This is a genomic window from Curtobacterium guangdongense (assembly GCF_049341845.1).
GTDB lineage: Bacteria > Actinomycetota > Actinomycetes > Actinomycetales > Microbacteriaceae > Curtobacterium > Curtobacterium guangdongense.
This window is the reverse complement of the sequence record NZ_JBMPIT010000005.1, coordinates 255937-274595: the sequence shown is the minus strand read 5'-3', so window position 1 is coordinate 274595 and position 18659 is coordinate 255937. Positions and strand designations below refer to the sequence as shown.

The window sequence follows — 18659 nt, the reverse complement described above, 5'->3', positions numbered from 1 at the left end:
GAGCCTCATGACCGACAGCACCAGCACCAGCACGGACGCGGTCCTCGATCGCGCACGCTTCGGTGCGGACGGGCTGCTCCCGGCAGTCGTGCAGGAGGAGTCCACCAAGGACGTCCTCATGCTCGGCTACATGGACCGGGAAGCCCTCCGCCGCACCCTGACCGAGGGGCGGGTGACCTTCTGGTCCCGCTCGCGGCAGGAGTACTGGCGCAAGGGCGACACCTCCGGTCACGCCCAGTACGTCCGGGCGGCGGCGTTCGACTGCGACGCCGACACCCTCCTCGTCACCGTGCAACAGGTCGGTGCCGCCTGCCACACCGGCGCGCACCGGTGCTTCGACGTCGACCCCCTGGAGCCGGTGACGGCGTCCGCCCCGGCGACCACGGCAGTGGAGGAGACCCGATGACCACCGCGACGCGCTCCGATCAGCCGCACACGACCTCCCGTCCGGAGTTCGACGACCTGGTGGCGGACGGCCACCGCGTCGTCCCCGTGGTGCGCGCGCTCTACGGCGACAGCGAGACGCCGGTCGGTGTCTACCGGAAGCTCGCGGACGGGCGTCCCGGGTCGTTCCTGCTCGAGTCGGCCGGCCAGGGCGGCCTGTGGTCGCGGTGGTCGTTCGTCGGCGTGCGGAGCTTCGGCGTCCTGACCCAGGACGGCGACCGCGCGGCGTGGATCGACACCGGGATGACCGCCGAACGTGCCGTCGGATCCCTCGACGGTGCGCCGCTCGACGTCCTCGCGCGGCTCCACGAGCGTTGGGCGACGCCGCGTGTCCCCGGCACGCCGCCGCTCGTCGGCGGCACGGTCGGCTTCATCGGCTGGGAGGCCGTCCGGCAGCTCGAGCACCTGCCGAACGTCCCGCAGGCCGACTTCGACGTCCCGGGGCAGTCGCTCGCGTTCGTCTCCGAGCTCGCGGCGCTCGACCACCGCACCGGACTCGTCCTGCTCGTCGCGAGCGCGCTCAACGACGGCACCGACGACGCCGACGTGCTCTGGGCCGCGGCGCAGGAGCGTCTCGACCGGATGCAGGCCGACCTGGTCCAGCCGACCGTCGCGACCGTCGCCGAGGCGTTCGACATCGCCGAGCCGACGCCCCGGCACCGCTCGACGCCGGACGAGTACATGGCGGCGGTCACCCGGTCGAAGGACTTCATCCGCGACGGCGACGTGTTCCAGGTCGTCATCTCGCAGCGGTTCGACCACGACGTCACGGCCGAGCCGCTCGACGTCTACCGGGTGCTCCGCACGCTGAATCCCAGCCCTTACATGTACTTCCTGTCGATGGAGGACACCACGGGCAAGCCGTTCTGGATCGTCGGCGCCTCGCCCGAAGCACTGGTGAAGGTGCAGGGTGGCCGGGCCATCACGCACCCGATCGCCGGGTCGCGTCCGAGAGGCGCCACGCCGGAGGAGGACGTGCGCTTCGGGGAGGACCTGCTCGAGGACCCGAAGGAGCGCGCCGAGCATCTGATGCTCGTCGACCTCTCCCGCAACGACCTGCAGAAGGTCTGCGAACCGGGCACCGTCGCCGTCACCGAGTTCATGACCGTGGAGCGCTTCAGCCACATCATGCACCTGGTGTCGAGCGTGGAGGGCTCGGTCCGTCCGGAGGCGTCGGCCATCGACGTGTTCCGCGCGACGTTCCCGGCCGGCACCCTGTCCGGCGCGCCTAAGCCGCGTGCGCTCGAGATCATCGACGAGCTCGAGCCGGCCAAGCGCGGCGCGTACGCCGGCGTCGTCGGGTACTTCGACTTCGCCGGTGACGCGGACCTGGCCATCGCGATCCGCACCGCCCTGATCCAGGACGGCGTCGCCCGGGTGCAGGCAGGAGCGGGCCTCGTCGCCGACTCCGACCCGGCGACCGAGCACACCGAGGCGGTCAACAAGGCAGCAGCTCCGCTCCGTGCCGTCGCGACCGCCAACCAGATGCGGGAGGTCCGTTCGTGAAGCGCTCCCGCCCGCTCGTCGTCGTCATCGGGTTGGCCGTCGCCGGCATCGTGATGCTCTCGTGGACGCAGACCTGGTTCACGGTGCACCTCGACGCGGCCTCCGCCGTGACCACCACGGTGGACGCCGACGGCTCGAAGGCGGTGCCGCAGTACACCGCGCTGGCGATCGCGTCGCTCGCACTGTTCCTGGCCATGACGATCGCCGGGCGCGTCGTCCGGGTCGTCCTCGCGGTGATCGAGGTCCTGCTCGGCGTCGCGATCGTCGTCGCGGGCATCAACGCGCTGGCCGATCCGGTCGCCGCCGCGAAGGGGGCCATCGGCGAGGTCGCCGGCGTGAGCGACCTGTCAGCGGTCCGCCGCGTCGTCACGAGCGTCGACGTCTCCGCGTGGCCCGTCGTCGGCATCGTCGGGGGAGTCCTCGCCGTGCTGCTCGGCGTGGTCGTGCTGGTCGTGCAGCGGTCGTGGCCGGGGCCCAGCCGGAAGTACGCCGCGACGCCGACCGCCACGCCGAAGGCCGCGCCCGTCGAGCGGGACGCCGTCGTGGACTGGGACGACCTGAGCGCAGGCGTCGACCCGACCTCCGTCGACCCGACCTCCGTCGCCCGGACGGACGCTGCTGACGGGACCGAAGCCGCCGACACGGTAGGCTGGGAACCGCGCCGGTCGACCGACGGCGCCACCGACCACGAGGAGCACCGTGAGCACCACTGAGCCCGCAGAACTCGGCGAAGGCCACTCGCCGGCAGCCTGGACGTCCGTCATCATCATGCTGGTGGCGTTCGCGATCGGCACGATCTGCTTCTGGTTCAGCATCGTGTGGGGTGTCTGGGCCGCTGCCGCGCTGCTCGTCGTCGGCCTCATCGTCGGCTGGGTCATGGGCAAGGCCGGCTACGGCGTGAACGGTCCGAAGTTCGTCCCCAAGCACCACAACGAGTAGGTCCGGCATGCCGAACGTGCTCGAGACCCTCGTCGCGGGCGCGCTCGAAGACGCTGCGGCCCGTCGCGTCGACCGTCCGTACTCGGACGTCGAACGCGACCTGGACCGGGTCGCATCGCCGCTCGACGCGCTCGAGTTCCTCGCACCGGGTGACCGCGTGAAGGTCCTCGCCGAGGTCAAGCGCGCGAGCCCGTCGCGCGGTTCGATGGCGCCCATCGCGGACCCTGCGGCCCTCGCCGCCGAGTACGAGCGTGGCGGCGCCTCGGCGATCAGCGTCCTGACCGAGGGCCGGAAGTTCCTCGGCAGTCTGGCCGACCTCGAAGCCGTCAAGGCCCGTGTCACGGTCCCGGTCCTCCGCAAGGACTTCATCGCCGACCCGTACCAGGTGGTCGAGGCCCGTGCCTCCGGAGCGGACATCGTGCTGCTCATCGTCGCGGCGCTCGAACAGCAGCAGCTGGTCGAGCTCCACGACCTCGCGGAGCAGCTCGGCATGCGTGTCCTGGTGGAGGCCCACTCCGCCGACGAGGTCACGCGCGGTCTCGACGCCGGCGCGCGCATCCTCGGTGTGAACGCCCGCGACCTGACGGACTTCTCGCTCGACCGCGACCTGTTCGGCTCCCTCGCCGGCGCGATCCCGGACGGGGTCGTCCGCGTGGCCGAATCCGCCGTCGCCGGTCCCGCCGACGTCGCCCACTACCGCGCTGCGGGTGCCGACGTCGTCCTGGTGGGAGAGGCGCTCGTGACGGGCGCCGACCCCGCTGCAGCACTCGCGTCGTTCATCGACGCCTGACCCTTCGTCCGGCCAGGTGCCGGACACGTTCCGGGAGCACCATCGTGACCTCACTCCGTGACCTCCACGGCCCGTACTTCGGCGACTTCGGCGGACGGTTCGTCCCCGAGTCACTCGTGCTGGCCCTCGACGAACTCGAAGCCGCCTTCCGCGAGGCCTGGGCGGACCCGGCCTTCCACGAGGAACTCGACGCCCTGCAGCGCGACTACACCGGGCGTCCGTCGATCATCACCGAGGTGCCGCGGTTCGCGAAGCACGCCGGCGGCGCCCGGGTGATCCTCAAGCGCGAGGACCTCAACCACACCGGCTCCCACAAGATCAACAACGTCCTCGGCCAGGCCCTCGTCGCGAAGCGGCTCGGCAAGACGCGCCTGATCGCCGAGACGGGCGCCGGCCAGCACGGTGTCGCCACGGCGACGGCCGCTGCTCTCTTCGGCATGGACTGCGTCGTGTACATGGGGGCGGTCGACACCGACCGACAGGCGCTCAACGTCGCACGCATGCGGCTCCTCGGCGCCGAGGTCATCCCGGTCGAGACCGGCTCGAAGACGCTGAAGGACGCGATCAACGACGCGCTCCGCGACTGGGTGGCGAACGTCGACTCGACGCACTACCTGCTCGGCACAGTCGCCGGTCCGCACCCGTTCCCCGAGATGGTGCGCGAGTTCCACAAGGTGATCGGTGTCGAGGCGCGGCAGCAGGTCCTCGACCTGGTCGGCCGTCTGCCCGACGCCGTCGCCGCGTGCGTCGGTGGCGGCTCGAACGCGATGGGGATCTTCGAGGCGTTCCTCGACGACGAGTCGGTCCGTCTGCACGGCTTCGAGGCCGGTGGCGACGGCGTCGAGACCGGTCGGCACGCGGCCAGCATCACCCTGGGCCGCGAAGGCGTGCTGCAGGGGACGAAGTCGTACCTCATGCAGGACGAGGACGGCCAGACCATCGAGAGCCACAGCATCTCCGCCGGCCTCGACTACCCGAGCGTCGGCCCGGAGCACGCCTACCTTGCGTCGATCGGCCGTGCCCGGTACGAGCCGATCACGGACGCCGAGGCGATGGAGGCGTTCCGACTGCTCAGCCGCACCGAGGGCATCCTCCCGGCGATCGAGTCGTCGCACGCGCTCGCGGGCGCGATGAAACTCGGCAAGGAGCTCGGCCCGGAGGGCGTCATCCTGGTGAACCTGTCCGGTCGCGGCGACAAGGACGTCGCATCGGCCAGCCGGTACTTCGGCATCCTCGACGAGAACGCGGTGCAGCTGTGAGCACGACGAACACGAACACGGTCGCGACGACGATCGACCAGGCGAACGCGGACCGCGCCGGAGCCGTGGTCGGGTACCTGCCCGCCGGGTTCCCGAACGTCAGGACGAGCATCGACGCCGCCGTCGCCCTCGCCGAGAACGGCGTGGACGTCATCGAGCTCGGCCTGCCGTACTCGGACCCGGTGATGGACGGCCCGGTCATCCAGCGCGCGGCGGAGGAGTCGCTCGCGAACGGGTTCCGCGTGGCGCAGGTCTTCGACGCCGTGCACGAGATCACCGAGCGGGCCGGCATCCCGGTGCTGGTGATGACGTACTGGAACCCGGTGCTCCGCTACGGGGTGGACCGGTTCGCGGACGACCTCGTGTCCGCCGGCGCCTCGGGGCTCATCACCCCCGACCTCATCCCGGACGAGGCCACCGAGTGGCTCGCCGCGTCCGAGCGGACCGGGCTCGACCGGGTGTTCCTCGCCGCACCGTCGTCGACCGATGCGCGCATGCACCAGGCCGTCGAGTCGAGCCGCGGGTTCGTCTACGCCGTCTCGACGATGGGGGTCACCGGCGCTCGCGTCGGCGTCGACGCCGCAGCACGCACCGTCGTGTCGCGACTCCGCGACGCCGGCGTCGACCGGACGTGCGTCGGGCTCGGCATCTCGACGGCCGACCAGGTCGCCGAGGTCCTCGACTACGCCGACGGTGCGATCGTCGGCTCGGCCTTCGTCCGTGCCCTCGCCGACCTCGGTGTCACGGGTGCCGGCCAGCGCGCCGCGGAACTGACAGCAGGCGCGCAGCGCCGCTGAGGACCGGGACGGGAGGCCCGGCGGACGTGAGCCGATCGGCTCAGGTCCGCCGGGCCTCCCGTCCACCCGCATCACGGTTTCCACAGACAGCCGCCGCTGGGTCCTGACCACCGTGCCACCCGCGCTACAGTGATCCGGGATCGTCGCGACTGCGACGCCCGCGGCGCACACCGAAAGGCGACAGCACCTCCATGCCCCTCCTGAGCATCCCGAGCCCCAGCACCGCCTGGCAGTACTTCGATCTGACCGCCTGGCTGCGCGACGCGTTCGGGTGGTCGCTGCCGCTCGACTTCCGGATCCACGCGTACGCGATCTGCATCCTGCTCGGCATCGTCGCCGCTGTCGTCGTCACGAACCGACGGCTCAACGCCCGCGGCGTGGAGCGCTGGATCATCATCGACATCGCGATCTGGGCCGTGCCGGCCGGCATCATCGGTGGGCGCCTCTTCCACGTGTTCACCCACGTCAGCGACTACTTCGGTCCCGGGCGCGACCCGCTGTCCTTCCTCTACATCTGGGAAGGCGGCCTCGCGATCTTCGGGGCGCTCATCCTCGGGTCGGTCGGTGCCTACATCGGATGCCGCCAGGTGGGGCTGCGGTTCACCGCCTTCCTCGACGCCGTCGCGCCCGCGATGCTGCTCGCGCAGGCGTTCGGCCGGCTCGGCAACTACTTCAACCACGAGCTGTTCGGCATGCCGACCAGCCTGCCGTGGGGGCTGCAGATCGAGTCGTCCAACGCGGCCTACCCGACCGGGCTGCCGGAGGGCACGCTGTTCCACCCGACGTTCCTCTACGAGATCATCTGGAACGTCCTCGGCTTCGTCGTGATCATCCTGATCGACCGCAAGTTCAACCTCCAGTGGGGCCGCGTGCTCGCGCTGTACCTGATCTGGTACGGCCTCGGCCGGTCGTTCCTCGAGTCGATCCGCGTCGACACCTCCGAGACCTTCTTCGGCATCCGGACGAACGTATGGGCCTCGTTCGCGGCGATCCTGCTGGGCCTCATCATCTTCTGGATCCAGTCGAAGCGGCACACCGGCAAGGAGCCGAGCCCCTACCTACCCGGTCGCGGGCCCCGCGCGAACTCGGATGTAGACTCGGACGACACCTACTCGGAGCACGGGGACGACGCACCCCTCGCCGCCGACTCCGAACCGGTCGCCACAGCAGCCGACCGTTCCTGAGGGGTCCGCTGCAGCGGACCCGCTCAGCGCACCACACCAGCCGCGCACCACCACAGCAACAGGTCCACCACAAGCGGGCCAGAACACCTCCGCACGCCGCAGGGCAACTCGCTGACGGCGTGCACGGGCACCAGTCCCGCCCACTCGGGCGGCACGCACCGCCGGGCCACCGCTGTCCCTGTTCCACTTCCTCGTGAGGACGGTTCCCCATGGCGCTCCTGCCACCACAGTTTACGTCTCGTCCGGCCGCAACGGGCCGGGCCACGGCGCTCCTGCCTGCGCACCGGCGGTTCTCCGCGATCCCGGACGCCACGGGGATGTACGACCCCGCGAACGAGAAGGACGCCTGCGGCCTGGCGATGGTCGCGACGCTCCGCGGGACTCCAGGACACGACATCGTGGACGCCGCGCTCGGTGCGCTCCGCAACCTCGAGCACCGCGGTGCCGTCGGTTCGGACGCCGGCACCGGTGACGGCGCCGGCATCCTCTGCCAGGTGCCGGATGCGTTCTTCCGCGACGAGGCGCCGTTCGAGCTGCCCGCCGCGGGGGAGTACGCCGTCGGCACCGCCTACCTGCCGGTGGACGACGCCGACCGTGCCGCGGTGAAGGCCGCCGTCGAGTCCTACGCTGCCGAAGAGGGCCTCCGGGTCCTCGGCTGGCGCGTGGTGCCGGTGCGCCCGGACGTCCTCGGGACGCTCGCACGTGCCGCGATGCCGGCCTTCGAGCAGCTGTTCGTGGCGTCCGAGCGTCACGACGAGCAGGGCGCGTCCTGGAGCGGCATCGCCCTCGACCGCCAGACCTTCCGTCTCCGCAAGCGCGTCGAGCGCGAGCAGGAGATCTACTTCATGTCGCTGTCGAGCCGGACCATGGTCTACAAGGGCATGGTCACGACGCTGCAGCTCGAGCCGTTCTACCCGGACCTCAGCGACGAGCGGTTCGCGTCGAAGCTCGCGATCGTGCACTCCCGGTACTCGACGAACACGTTCCCGTCGTGGCCGCTCGCACAGCCGTTCCGCACGCTGGCGCACAACGGCGAGATCAACACCGTCCGCGGCAACCGCAACTGGATGCGCGCCCGCCAGTCGCAGCTCGAGAGCGAGCTGCTCGGCGACATGGCCCCGCTGCTGCCGATCGTCAGCCCCGGCGCGAGCGACTCCGCGTCCTTCGACGAGACCCTCGAGCTGCTCACCCTGACCGGGCGAACGCTCCCGCACGCGGTGTCGATGATGGTCCCGGAGGCGTGGGAGAACCAGGCCGACATGGACCCGGGGCTCCGGGCGTTCTACGAGTACCACTCGATGCTCATGGAGCCGTGGGACGGCCCCGCGGCGATCACGTTCACCGACGGCTCGCTCGTCGGTGCCACGCTCGACCGCAACGGGCTGCGCCCCGGACGCTTCCTGGTGACCGACGATGGCCTCATCGTGATGGGGTCGGAGACCGGCGTGATCGACGTCCCCGCGTCGAAGGTCGTCCGCAAGGGCCGTCTTCGTCCCGGCCGGATGTTCCTCGTCGACACCGAGGCCGGTCGCATCGTCGAGGACGACGAGGTCAAGCAGGGCCTGGCGTCCTCCGGGCCGTGGGGCGAGTGGCTGGAAGCCGGTCGGATCAACCTCCGCGACCTGCCCGAGCGGGAGCACATCGTGCACACGCCCGCCTCCGTCACGCGTCGACAGCGCGCCTTCGGGTACACCGAGGAAGAAGTCCGGATCCTGTTGCGCCCGATGGCGCAGGCAGGTGCGGAACCGCTCGGCGCGATGGGCTCCGACACCCCGATCGCGGTGCTGTCGCAGCGCCCGCGGCTCCTCTTCGACTACTTCACCCAGCAGTTCGCGCAGGTGACGAACCCGCCGCTCGACTCCATCCGCGAGCAGGTCATCACCTCGATGGGCATGGGCCTCGGCCCGGAGCGCAACCTCCTCGACGCCGGCCCGGAGCACGCCAAGCAGATCGTCCTCGACTTCCCGGTCATCGACAACGACCAGCTCGCGAAGGTCCAGCACTTCGAGACGGCGTCCGGTCGGCACCTCACCGTGACGATCAAGGGCCTCTACCGGGTGGACGCGGGCGAGCAGGCCATGGAGCAGCGCATCCAGGCCGTCTGCGACGAGGTCGACGAGGCCATCGAGTCCGGCAAGCAGTTCATCGTGCTGTCCGACCGCGACGGCAACGCCGAGAGCGCGCCCATCCCGAGCCTGTTGCTGCTCGCGGCCGTGCACCACCACCTGATCCGCACCGAGCAGCGCATGAAGGTCGGCCTGATCGTCGAGGCGGGTGACGTGCGTGAGGTCCACCACGTCGCGACCCTGATCGGCTACGGCGCCTCGGCGATCAACCCGTACCTCGCGATGGAGACCTGCGAGAACCTGGTCCGCCAGGGCATGATCAGCGGGATCACCCCCGAGCAGGCCGTCAAGAACGTGATCAAGGCGCTCGGCAAGGGCGTCCTGAAGATCATGTCGAAGATGGGCATCTCGACGGTGTCGAGCTACGCGGGCGCCCAGGCGTTCGAGGCGGTCGGGCTGTCGCAGGAGTTCGTCGACAAGTACTTCACCGGCACCTCGTCGATCCTCGGCGGCGTCGACATCGACGTCATCGCGAAGGAGAACGCCGAGCGGCACGGTCAGGCCTACCCGCAGGACGGCGCGGTGCTCGCCCACGAGCGCCTGCAGACCGGGGGCGAGTACCAGTGGCGCCGCGAAGGCCCGCCGCACCTGTTCAACCCGGACACGGTGTTCCGCCTGCAGCACGCGACCCGTGCCCGCCGGTACGACATCTTCAAGGAGTACTCGAGCGCGGTCGACGACCAGTCCGAGGAGCTCATGACCCTCCGCGGGCTGTTCCGCTTCAAGCACGGCGAGCGGAAGCCCGTCTCGCTGGAAGAAGTCGAGTCGATCGAGTCCATCGTCAAGCGGTTCAACACCGGCGCGATGTCCTACGGCTCCATCTCGAAGGAAGCCCACGAGACCCTCGCGATCGCGATGAACCGTCTCGGCGGGCGGTCGAACACGGGTGAGGGCGGCGAGGACGTCGACCGACTCCTCGACCCCGAGCGCCGCAGCGCGATCAAGCAGGTCGCGTCCGGTCGCTTCGGCGTCACGAGCATGTACCTGACCCACGCCACGGACATCCAGCTGAAGATGGCCCAGGGTGCCAAGCCCGGCGAGGGTGGCCAGCTGCCGCCGCAGAAGGTCTACCCGTGGGTCGCGCGCACCCGCCACGCCACCGCCGGGGTCGGTCTCATCTCGCCCCCGCCGCACCACGACATCTACTCGATCGAGGACCTCAAGCAGCTGATCTTCGACGTCAAGCGCGCCAACCCCTCGGCGCGCGTGCACGTCAAGCTCGTGAGCCAGTCCGGCATCGGTGCGGTGGCCGCCGGCGTGACGAAGGCCCTGGCCGACGTCGTGCTCGTCTCCGGCCACGACGGCGGGACCGGTGCGTCGCCGCTGAACTCGTTGAAGCACGCCGGCACCCCGTGGGAGATCGGTCTCGCCGAGACGCAGCAGACCCTCATGCTGAACGGCATGCGCGACCGCGTCGTGGTGCAGGTCGACGGCCAGATGAAGACCGGCCGTGACGTCGTCGTCGCAGCGCTGCTCGGCGCAGAGGAGTACGGCTTCGCCACCGCTCCGCTCGTCGTCGAGGGCTGCATCCTGATGCGCGTCTGCCACCTCGACACGTGCCCGGTCGGCGTCGCGACGCAGAACCCGGAGCTCCGCAAGCGCTTCTCGGGCAAGCCCGAGTTCGTCGTGAACTTCTTCGAGTTCATCGCGCAGGAAGTCCGCGAGCTCCTCGCCGAACTCGGCTTCCGCAGCCTCGACGAGGCGATCGGGCACACCGACGTCCTCGACGTCGACCGCGCCGTCGAGCACTGGAAGGCGTCCGGCCTCGACCTCGAACCCGTCCTCAAGGGGCCGGAGTTCCAGGCGGAGGAACCCCGTCGGCACCACCGCGAGCAGGATCACGAGCTCGAGCAGCACTTCGACGTGCAGCTCATCCAGAAGGCGTCCGACGTGCTCGAGCACGGCGGGTCGGTCACGCTCGACCTGCCGATCCGCAACACCGAACGCGCCGTCGGCACCATGCTCGGCCACGAGGTCACGCTGCGCCACGGCGAGAACGGGCTGCCGGCCGGGTCGATCGACGTCACGCTGCGCGGGTCCGCCGGGCAGTCGCTCGGTGCGTTCATGCCGTCCGGCATCACGTTGCGGCTCATCGGCGACAGCAACGACTACGTCGGCAAGGGCCTCTCCGGTGGCGACATCGTCGTGCGCCCGGCGGAGTCGAGCGGATTCGAGCCGTCGGAGAACGTCATCGCCGGCAACGTCATCGGTTACGGCGCTACCCAGGGCAGCATGTTCATCCGCGGCATCGTGGGGGAGCGCTTCCTGGTCAGGAACTCCGGGGCGACCGCCGTCGTCGAGGGCGTCGGCGACCACGCGCTCGAGTACATGACCGGCGGCCTCGCGCTCATCCTCGGCGAGACGGGCCGGAACCTCGGCGCCGGCATGTCCGGTGGCACCGCGTACGTCAGGGGCCTGCGCACGGAGCACGTCAACCAGGACTCCCTGGGCAGCGGCGAGCTCCGGCTCGAGGAACTCGACAGCGCGGACGTGGAGATCGTCACGGACCTGCTCGAGCGGCACGCCGCCGAGACGGGGTCGACGGTCGCCGCCGACCTGCTGGCATCAGGTGACCTGTCCGAGTTCGTCAAGGTGCTGCCGCGCGACTACGCCGCAGTGCTCGAAACCCGCAAGCAGGCAGTCGACGAGGGGCTCGACCCCGACGGCGACATCGTTTGGAACAGGATCATGGAGGTGACCGGTGGCTGACCCCAAGGGATTCCTGAAGGTCCAGGAACGCGAACTGCCCCAGCGTCGGCCCGTCCCCGTCCGGCTCATGGACTGGAAAGAGGTCTACGAGCAGCAGGAGTCCGGCCAGCTCAAGCGCCAGGCCGGTCGCTGCATGGACTGCGGCGTGCCGTTCTGCCACCAGGGCTGCCCACTCGGGAACCTCATCCCGGAGTGGAACGACCTCACGTGGCGCGGCGAGGGCCGGCAGGCGATCGAGCGGCTCCACGCGACGAACAACTTCCCGGAGTTCACGGGTCGGCTCTGCCCGGCTCCGTGTGAGTCGTCGTGCGTGCTCGGCATCAACCAGCCGCCCGTGACCATCAAGCAGGTCGAGGTCTCGATCATCGACGAGGCGTTCCAGAACGGGTGGGTCACCCCGCACCCGCCGGAGCGCCTGACCGGCAAGACCGTCGCCGTCGTCGGCTCCGGCCCCGCCGGGCTCGCGGCCGCGCAGCAGCTGACCCGCGCCGGCCACACCGTCGCCGTCTACGAGCGTGACGACCGCATCGGTGGTCTGCTCCGCTACGGCATCCCGGACTTCAAGATGGAGAAGCGTCAGATCGACGCGCGACTCGCCCAGATGCAGGCAGAGGGCACGCGCTTCCGAGCCGGTGTCGAGATCGGCCGGGACATCACCTGGGACGACCTGAAGTCGCGCTACGACGCGGTCGTCGTGGCGACGGGTGCGACCGTCCCGCGCGACCTCCCCATCCCCGGTCGCGACCTGGCCGGCGTGCACTTCGCGATGGAGTACCTCGTGCAGCAGAACCGCGCGGGTGCCGGCACCGTCGTCGACAACCAGATCACCGCGGAGGGCAAGCACGTCGTCGTGATCGGCGGCGGCGACACCGGTGCGGACTGCATCGGGACCGCCCACCGTCAGGGCGCGCTCAGCGTGACGAACCTGGCGATCGGCAAGCAGCCGCCGCTGGAGCGTCCGGAGAACCAGCCGTGGCCGATGTTCCCGACCGTGTTCGAGGTCACCAGCGCCCACGAAGAGGGCGGGGAGCGCACCTTCCTGGCCTCGACGGTCGAGTTCCTCTCGAACGACGCCGGCGAGGTCCGTGCGCTCCGTGTCGCCGAGACCGAGTACCTCGACGGCCGCCGGGTCCCGAAGGCCGGCACCGAGCGGGAGATCCCGGCAGACCTGGTCCTCATCGCGATGGGCTTCACGGGTCCCGAGACCGACACGCTCGAGCCGCAGCTCGGGCTCCCGGTGACGGTGTCCGGCGCCGTCGCGCGACAGGCGGACTACACCACGAACGAGGCCGGCGTGTTCGTCGCCGGTGACGCCGGCCGCGGGCAGTCCCTCATCGTCTGGGCCATCGCGGAGGGCCGTGCGGCCGCCGCGAAGGTCGACGAGTACCTCGAGGGCACCACGATGCTGCCGGCGCCGGTGAAGGCGACCGACCGGGCGATCTCCATCTGATGGCCACCAGTCGGTGAGCGGGAGGCCACCAGCACTCGATAGGGTGCTGGTGGCCTCTTCTTCGTACTGCGAAGCCCCACGCCAGCAAGCAAGCAGCAGCCGCAAGCCCCACAAGACCCCACACGAAGGATTCCATTGAGACGCGCAAAGATCGTTTCGACCCTCGGCCCGGCCACGTCGGACTACGAGACCGTCAAGGAGATCATCGAGGCAGGCGTGGACGTCGCCCGACTCAACCTCAGCCACGGTGACTACAGCGTCCACGAGGCCAACTACGAGAACGTCCGTCGCGCCGCCGACGAGCTCGGCAAGCCCGTCGCGATCCTCGTCGACCTGCAGGGTCCGAAGATCCGACTCGCGAAGTTCGCGGACGGCCCGCACGAACTCGCCGTCGGCGACGTCTTCACGATCACGACCGAGGACGTGCCCGGCTCGAAGGAGATCTGCGGCACCACGTTCAAGGGCCTCCCCGACGACGTGAAGCCCGGCGACCCGCTCCTCATCGACGACGGCCGCGTGCGACTCCGCGTGCTCGACACCGACGGCGTCCGCGTCCGCACCGAGGTCGTCGTCGGCGGCACCGTGTCGAACAACAAGGGCATCAACCTCCCCGGCGTCGCCGTGAACGTCCCCGCACTGAGCGAGAAGGACGAAGCCGACCTCCGCTGGGGGATCCGGCAGGGTGCCGACCTCATCGCGCTGTCGTTCGTGCGCAACGCCGCCGACGTCGACCGCGCCCACGAGATCATGGACGAAGAGGGCAAGCGCCTCCCCGTCATCGCGAAGATCGAGAAGCCGCAGGCCGTCGACGCGCTCGAGGAGATCATCGACGCCTTCGACTCGATCATGGTCGCCCGCGGTGACCTCGGTGTGGAGCTCCCGCTCGAGGCCGTCCCGATCGTGCAGAAGCGTGCCGTCGAGCTCGCCCGCCGCATGGCGAAGCCGGTCATCGTCGCGACGCAGATGCTCGAGTCGATGATCTCGTCGCCGATCCCGACCCGCGCCGAGACCTCGGACGTCGCGAACGCGGTGCTCGACGGCGCCGACGCCGTGATGCTCTCCGGCGAGACCAGCGTGGGCGAGTACCCCGTGCAGACCGTCCGCACCATGGCCCGCATCGTCGAGTCGACCGAGGACCACGGCCTCGAGCGCATCGCGCCGCTCGGCACCAAGCCGCGCACCCTCGGTGGTGCGATCACGCTCGCCGCGGTCGAGATCGCCGAGTTCACCGAGGCGTCGTACCTCTGCGTCTTCACCGAGTCCGGTGACTCGGCCCGCCGTATGTCGCGTCTCCGCCACGGCTTGCCGATCATCGCGTTCACCCCGAACGAAGCCACGCGTCGCCGCATGGCACTCACCTGGGGCGTCCGCTCGTTCCTGGTGCCGCGCATGAAGCACACCGACGAGCTGTTCGGCCAGGTCGACGACGTCCTCATCCACAACGGCCTCGCCGCGCCCGGTGACCGGGTCATCGTCACGGCCGGCTCGCCTCCCGGACTCGAGGGCTCGACGAACGACCTCCGCGTCCACCGCGTGGGCGACGCGCACGCCGAGGCCGCACCGGCGTACGTTCGGGACTAGTCCCACGGATCGCGCGAGGGCGCGGACGGGAGGCTCGGTGCAGGTGACTGCACCACCTCCGGTCCGCGCCCGCTCGCGTTCCAGCCCCCATCCCGTCGACAGGAGACGATCGCGATGAGTGAGCGGAGCCTCCGGTCCGAGACGGTTGGTCGCCGGCCCACGGACGTGCGCCGATGGCGGCGGTACCTGGCCGACGAGCGCGCGGAAGCCGCCGTCTACCGCAACCTCGCGGCCCGTCGCGAGGGTGAGGAGCGGGAGATCTTGAGCGCCCTCGCGGAGGCCGAGGGCCGGCACGAGCAGCACTGGGTCGACCTGCTCGGCAACGACGTCGGCCGACCGTTGCGCGGCAGCCTGCGGACGCGGGTCCTCGCCGCCTTGGCGAAGCGGTTCGGGTCGGTGTTCGTGCTCGCGCTCATGCAACGCGCCGAGGACCGCTCGCCGTACGCCGACGACGCGGACGCGACGGCGAGCATGGCAGCAGACGAACGGATCCACGGTGAGGTGGTCCGCGGGCTGGCGAACCGCGGCCGGATGCGCCTGTCCGGCACGTTCCGGGCGGCGGTCTTCGGCGCGAACGACGGCCTGGTCTCGAACCTGGCGCTCATCATCGGCATCAGTGCGTCCGGTGCGGACCGGCACTTCGTGCTCCTCAGCGGGATCGCCGGGCTCCTCGCGGGTGCCCTGTCGATGGGCGCGGGGGAGTACGTGTCGGTGCGGTCCCAGCGGGAGCTCCTCGACGCGTCGTCGCCGCACCCGGACGCGCACCGGGCGGTCGCGGACCTCGACGTCGACGCGAACGAGCTCGCGCTGGTCTACCGGGCGCGGGGGATGCCCGAGCACGAGGCCGAGGCGCACGCGACCGACGTGCTCGCCGGGCTCGGAACCGGGCCGGACGCCCGGTCGACCCGGGCGGTCGACGACCACGAGGCGGTCGGCAACGGCATGAGCGCAGCGATCTCGAGCTTCCTGTTCTTCGCGTCTGGCGCGATCATCCCGGTGCTGCCGTACCTGTTCGGACTCGACGGCTGGACCGCGGTCGTCGTGGCCGGGTTCCTGGTCGGGATCGCCCTGCTCGGCACCGGTGCGGTCGTCGGCGTGCTGAGCGGTGCGTCGCCGCTCCGTCGGGCACTGCGGCAACTCGCGATCGGCTTCGGTGCCGCGGTGGTCACGTACCTGCTCGGGCTGCTCTTCGGGACGGGATCGGCGTAGCGACCGCCGGCTACCGACGGACGGCGGCTCGCGGGGGCAGGAGCAGCAGCGCGGCCGCCCCGACGACGATGAGGGCGATCCCCGCGAAGAACATGAACACCGTCAGCGCCAGACCCGGCGCGACCAGCACCGCGATGCCGCCGAGGATCGAGAGCACCCCGCTGACGACCGTCGGGATGCGGGAGGAACCGGGGTGCCCGACGAACCCGCCGACGAGCGACGCGATGCCCTCGATGACGAACCCGATCCCCGCGAGCACGGCGTAGACCACGAGCGGGACGGCTGGGTCGAGGAGCGTGACCAGCCCGGCGACCGCGACGAGCACCCCGACCACGCCGGACGTCCACCGCCACACCGGCGGCGTCCCGTGGCCGCGGACCGCTGCGAACACGCGCATCACGCCGGCGACGACGAGGTAGACGCCGAAGAGCAGCGCGACGACGACGAGGGACGGTCGGGGCCAGACGATCGCGACGATGCCGAGCGCGATGGCGACGACGGACGTCACGATGACGAACACCCGGAACGTCCGGACTGCACGGGAATCCACGAGCACTCCTCCCTGATCGGAGCTGGACGACCTGGACAGTACCCGGAGCACGGCCGGCCTGCCCGCCCGTGCAACCGGATGCAACCCCTGCCGACGTAGCGTCGCGGACAGGCGCGCGGATCGTGCGCCCCGACAGCGTCGTCGAAAGGGCACCACCATGACCATCGCAGCATCGCCCACCACCTACGCCGCACCCGGCGAGGCAGGATCACTCGTCTCGTTCCGACCGAGGTACGACCACTTCATCGGCGGCGAGTACGTCGCCCCGAGTGGCGGCCAGTACTTCGAGAACCCGACCCCGGTCACCGGGCGGGTCTTCACCGAGGTCGCCCGTGGCGACTCCACCGACGTGGACCGCGCCGTGCAGGCCGCGTGGAAGGCGTTCCCGGCGTGGGGGAGGACCAGCGTCACCGAGCGCGCGAACATCCTCAACAGGATCGCCGACCGGATGGAGCAGAACCTCGAGCTCCTGGCGGTGGCGGAGACGTGGGAGAACGGCAAACCGATCCGCGAGACCCTCGGTGCGGACATCCCGCTCGCGATCGACCACTTCCGGTACTTCGCGGGGGCCATCCGTGCGCAGGAGGGGTCGACGGGGGAGATCGACCACGACACCGTGGCCTACCACTTCCACGAGCCGCTCGGCGTGGTCGCCCAGATCATCCCGTGGAACTTCCCGATCCTGATGGCGGTGTGGAAGCTCGCGCCGGCCCTCGCCGCCGGGAACTGCGTCGTCCTGAAGCCCGCCGAGCAGACACCGGCATCGATCCACGTGCTCGTCGAGCTGATCCAGGCCCTCATCCCCGCCGGCGTGCTCAACGTCGTGAACGGCTTCGGGTTCGAGGTCGGTGCCCCGCTCGCGCAGCACCCGGACGTCCGGAAGGTGGCGTTCACGGGGGAGACGACCACCGGCCGGCTCATCATGCAGTACGCGTCGCAGAACCTGATCCCCGTGACGCTCGAGCTCGGTGGCAAGAGCCCGAACGTGTTCTTCGCCGACGTCGCCCAGGAGAAGGACGCGTTCTACGACAAGGCACTCGAGGGCTTCGCGTTCTTCAACCTCAACCAGGGTGAGGTCTGCACCTGTCCGTCCCGCGCCCTCGTCGCGAAGGAGATCTACGACGGCTTCGTCGCCGACGGCCTCGAGCGGGTGCGTGCGGTGAAGCAGGGGCACCCGCTCGACATGTCGACCATGATCGGCGCCCAGGCGTCGAACGACCAGCTCGAGAAGATCCTGAGCTACATCGACATCGGCAAGCAGGAGGGGGCGAAGCTCCTGACCGGTGGCGAGCGTGCCGACCTCGGCGGCGAGCTGTCCGGCGGGTACTACGTCACCCCGACCGTGTTCGAGGGCGACAACGCGATGCGGATCTTCCAGGAGGAGATCTTCGGGCCGGTCCTGGCGCTGACGTCCTTCAGCGGGTACGACGACGCGATCTCGATCGCGAACGACACCCTCTACGGGCTCGGTGCCGGCGTGTGGAGCCGCGAAGCGACCACGCTCTACCGTGCCGGTCGGGACATCCAGGCGGGACGCGTGTGGGAGAACACCTACCACCAGTACCCGGCGGGTGCGGCCTTCGGTGGCTACAAGCAGTCCGGGGTCGGGCGCGAGAACCACAAGATGATGCTCGACCACTACCAGCAGACGAAGAACCTGCTCGTCTCGTACGCAGAGGGCCCGATGGGCTTCTTCTGATGAGCACCGACCGCGTCGCGGTCACGCCGGCGGCGAGCGACCTGCTCCGGTCCCTCGCCGCCCGGCACGGCCCGCTCATGTTCCACCAGTCCGGTGGCTGCTGCGACGGCTCCAGCCCGATGTGCTACCCCGTCGGCATGTTCATGACCGGGCCGGGGGACGTACTGCTCGGCGCGCTCGAGGTCGACGGCATCGACCCCGTCGAGGTCTACATGTCGAAGGCACAGTTCGAGTACTGGAAGTACACCCACCTCACGATCGACGTCGTCGACGGTCGTGGCGGCGGCTTCTCGCTCGAGGTCCCCGAGGGCAAGCGGTTCCTCACCAGGTCCCGGATGTTCACCGACCCGGAACTGGAGGATCTCGGTCTGGTCCCGGCCACCCACCGGACGTAGGCTGACCGCACCCGGCGCGAC

The 18659-nt window shown here is 70.3% G+C and carries 15 protein-coding genes; 14 read left to right on the top strand and 1 reads right to left on the bottom strand.

Going from position 1 to position 18659, the window contains the following annotated elements; all coding sequences use genetic code 11:
* Positions 1–7 precede the first annotated feature (7 nt).
* The 12 genes from hisI to ACO0E1_RS09770 all read left to right on the top strand — a co-directional run bounded on the left by hisI (position 8) and on the right by ACO0E1_RS09770 (position 15994).
* Positions 8–406 carry a phosphoribosyl-AMP cyclohydrolase gene (gene hisI, locus ACO0E1_RS09825; RefSeq protein ID WP_422874014.1) on the top strand — a complete coding sequence of 133 codons (399 nt, stop codon included), beginning with the start codon at positions 8–10 and terminating at the stop codon, positions 404–406.
* The gene (locus ACO0E1_RS09820) at positions 403–1950 is read left to right on the top strand and encodes an anthranilate synthase component I (RefSeq protein ID WP_422874013.1); all 1548 of its coding nucleotides are present in this window, start codon (positions 403–405) and stop codon (positions 1948–1950) included. Before hisI ends, ACO0E1_RS09820 begins: the two co-directional genes overlap by 4 nt.
* Positions 1947–2663, top strand: coding sequence for a Trp biosynthesis-associated membrane protein (locus ACO0E1_RS09815; RefSeq protein WP_422874012.1), 717 nt, complete (start codon positions 1947–1949; stop codon positions 2661–2663). Before ACO0E1_RS09820 ends, ACO0E1_RS09815 begins: the two co-directional genes overlap by 4 nt.
* Positions 2650–2889 carry a DUF6704 family protein gene (locus ACO0E1_RS09810; RefSeq protein ID WP_402728828.1) on the top strand — a complete coding sequence of 80 codons (240 nt, stop codon included), beginning with the start codon at positions 2650–2652 and terminating at the stop codon, positions 2887–2889. The genes ACO0E1_RS09815 and ACO0E1_RS09810 overlap by 14 nt, the downstream gene beginning before the upstream one ends.
* A gap of 16 nt (positions 2890–2905) precedes the next feature.
* Positions 2906–3679, top strand: coding sequence for an indole-3-glycerol phosphate synthase TrpC (gene trpC, locus ACO0E1_RS09805; RefSeq protein WP_422874089.1), 774 nt, complete (start codon positions 2906–2908; stop codon positions 3677–3679).
* A gap of 44 nt (positions 3680–3723) precedes the next feature.
* Positions 3724–4938 carry a tryptophan synthase subunit beta gene (gene trpB / locus ACO0E1_RS09800; protein WP_422874011.1) on the top strand — a complete coding sequence of 405 codons (1215 nt, stop codon included), beginning with the start codon at positions 3724–3726 and terminating at the stop codon, positions 4936–4938.
* A complete protein-coding gene (gene trpA / locus ACO0E1_RS09795) occupies positions 4935–5735 on the top strand; it encodes a tryptophan synthase subunit alpha (RefSeq protein WP_422874010.1) in 801 nt (266 codons plus the stop codon). The genes trpB and trpA overlap by 4 nt, the downstream gene beginning before the upstream one ends.
* Positions 5736–5926: 191 nt before the next feature.
* A complete protein-coding gene (lgt, locus tag ACO0E1_RS09790; RefSeq protein ID WP_422874009.1) occupies positions 5927–6919 on the top strand; it encodes a prolipoprotein diacylglyceryl transferase in 993 nt (330 codons plus the stop codon).
* A gap of 317 nt (positions 6920–7236) precedes the next feature.
* A complete protein-coding gene (gene gltB, locus ACO0E1_RS09785; protein ID WP_422874008.1) occupies positions 7237–11754 on the top strand; it encodes a glutamate synthase large subunit in 4518 nt (1505 codons plus the stop codon).
* Positions 11747–13204, top strand: coding sequence for a glutamate synthase subunit beta (locus ACO0E1_RS09780; protein ID WP_422874007.1), 1458 nt, complete (start codon positions 11747–11749; stop codon positions 13202–13204). Before gltB ends, ACO0E1_RS09780 begins: the two co-directional genes overlap by 8 nt.
* A gap of 135 nt (positions 13205–13339) precedes the next feature.
* Entirely contained in the window at positions 13340–14785 is a 1446-nt protein-coding gene (pyk, locus tag ACO0E1_RS09775; RefSeq protein WP_422874006.1) for a pyruvate kinase, read from the top strand.
* Positions 14786–14899: 114 nt separating this feature from the next.
* Positions 14900–15994: a VIT1/CCC1 transporter family protein gene (locus ACO0E1_RS09770; RefSeq protein ID WP_422874005.1), complete on the top strand. Its 1095-nt coding sequence runs from the start codon at positions 14900–14902 to the stop codon at positions 15992–15994.
* Between the two features lie 10 nt (positions 15995–16004).
* Here the strand turns inward: ACO0E1_RS09770 and ACO0E1_RS09765 are convergent, their stop codons facing one another.
* Positions 16005–16544, bottom strand: a complete 540-nt coding sequence (locus tag ACO0E1_RS09765; RefSeq protein WP_422874004.1) for an HdeD family acid-resistance protein — start codon at positions 16542–16544, stop codon at positions 16005–16007.
* Positions 16545–16701: 157 nt separating this feature from the next.
* Here ACO0E1_RS09765 and exaC point away from each other — a divergent pair, with 157 nt between their 5' ends.
* Both exaC and ACO0E1_RS09755 read left to right on the top strand, forming a co-directional pair.
* Complete coding sequence (gene exaC / locus ACO0E1_RS09760; protein ID WP_422874003.1) at positions 16702–18243, top strand: acetaldehyde dehydrogenase ExaC; 1542 nt, start codon at positions 16702–16704, stop codon at positions 18241–18243.
* On the top strand, positions 18243–18638 hold the full coding sequence (locus ACO0E1_RS09755; protein WP_402728821.1) for a DUF779 domain-containing protein: 396 nt from the start codon (positions 18243–18245) through the stop codon (positions 18636–18638). The genes exaC and ACO0E1_RS09755 overlap by 1 nt, the downstream gene beginning before the upstream one ends.
* Positions 18639–18659 lie beyond the last annotated feature (21 nt).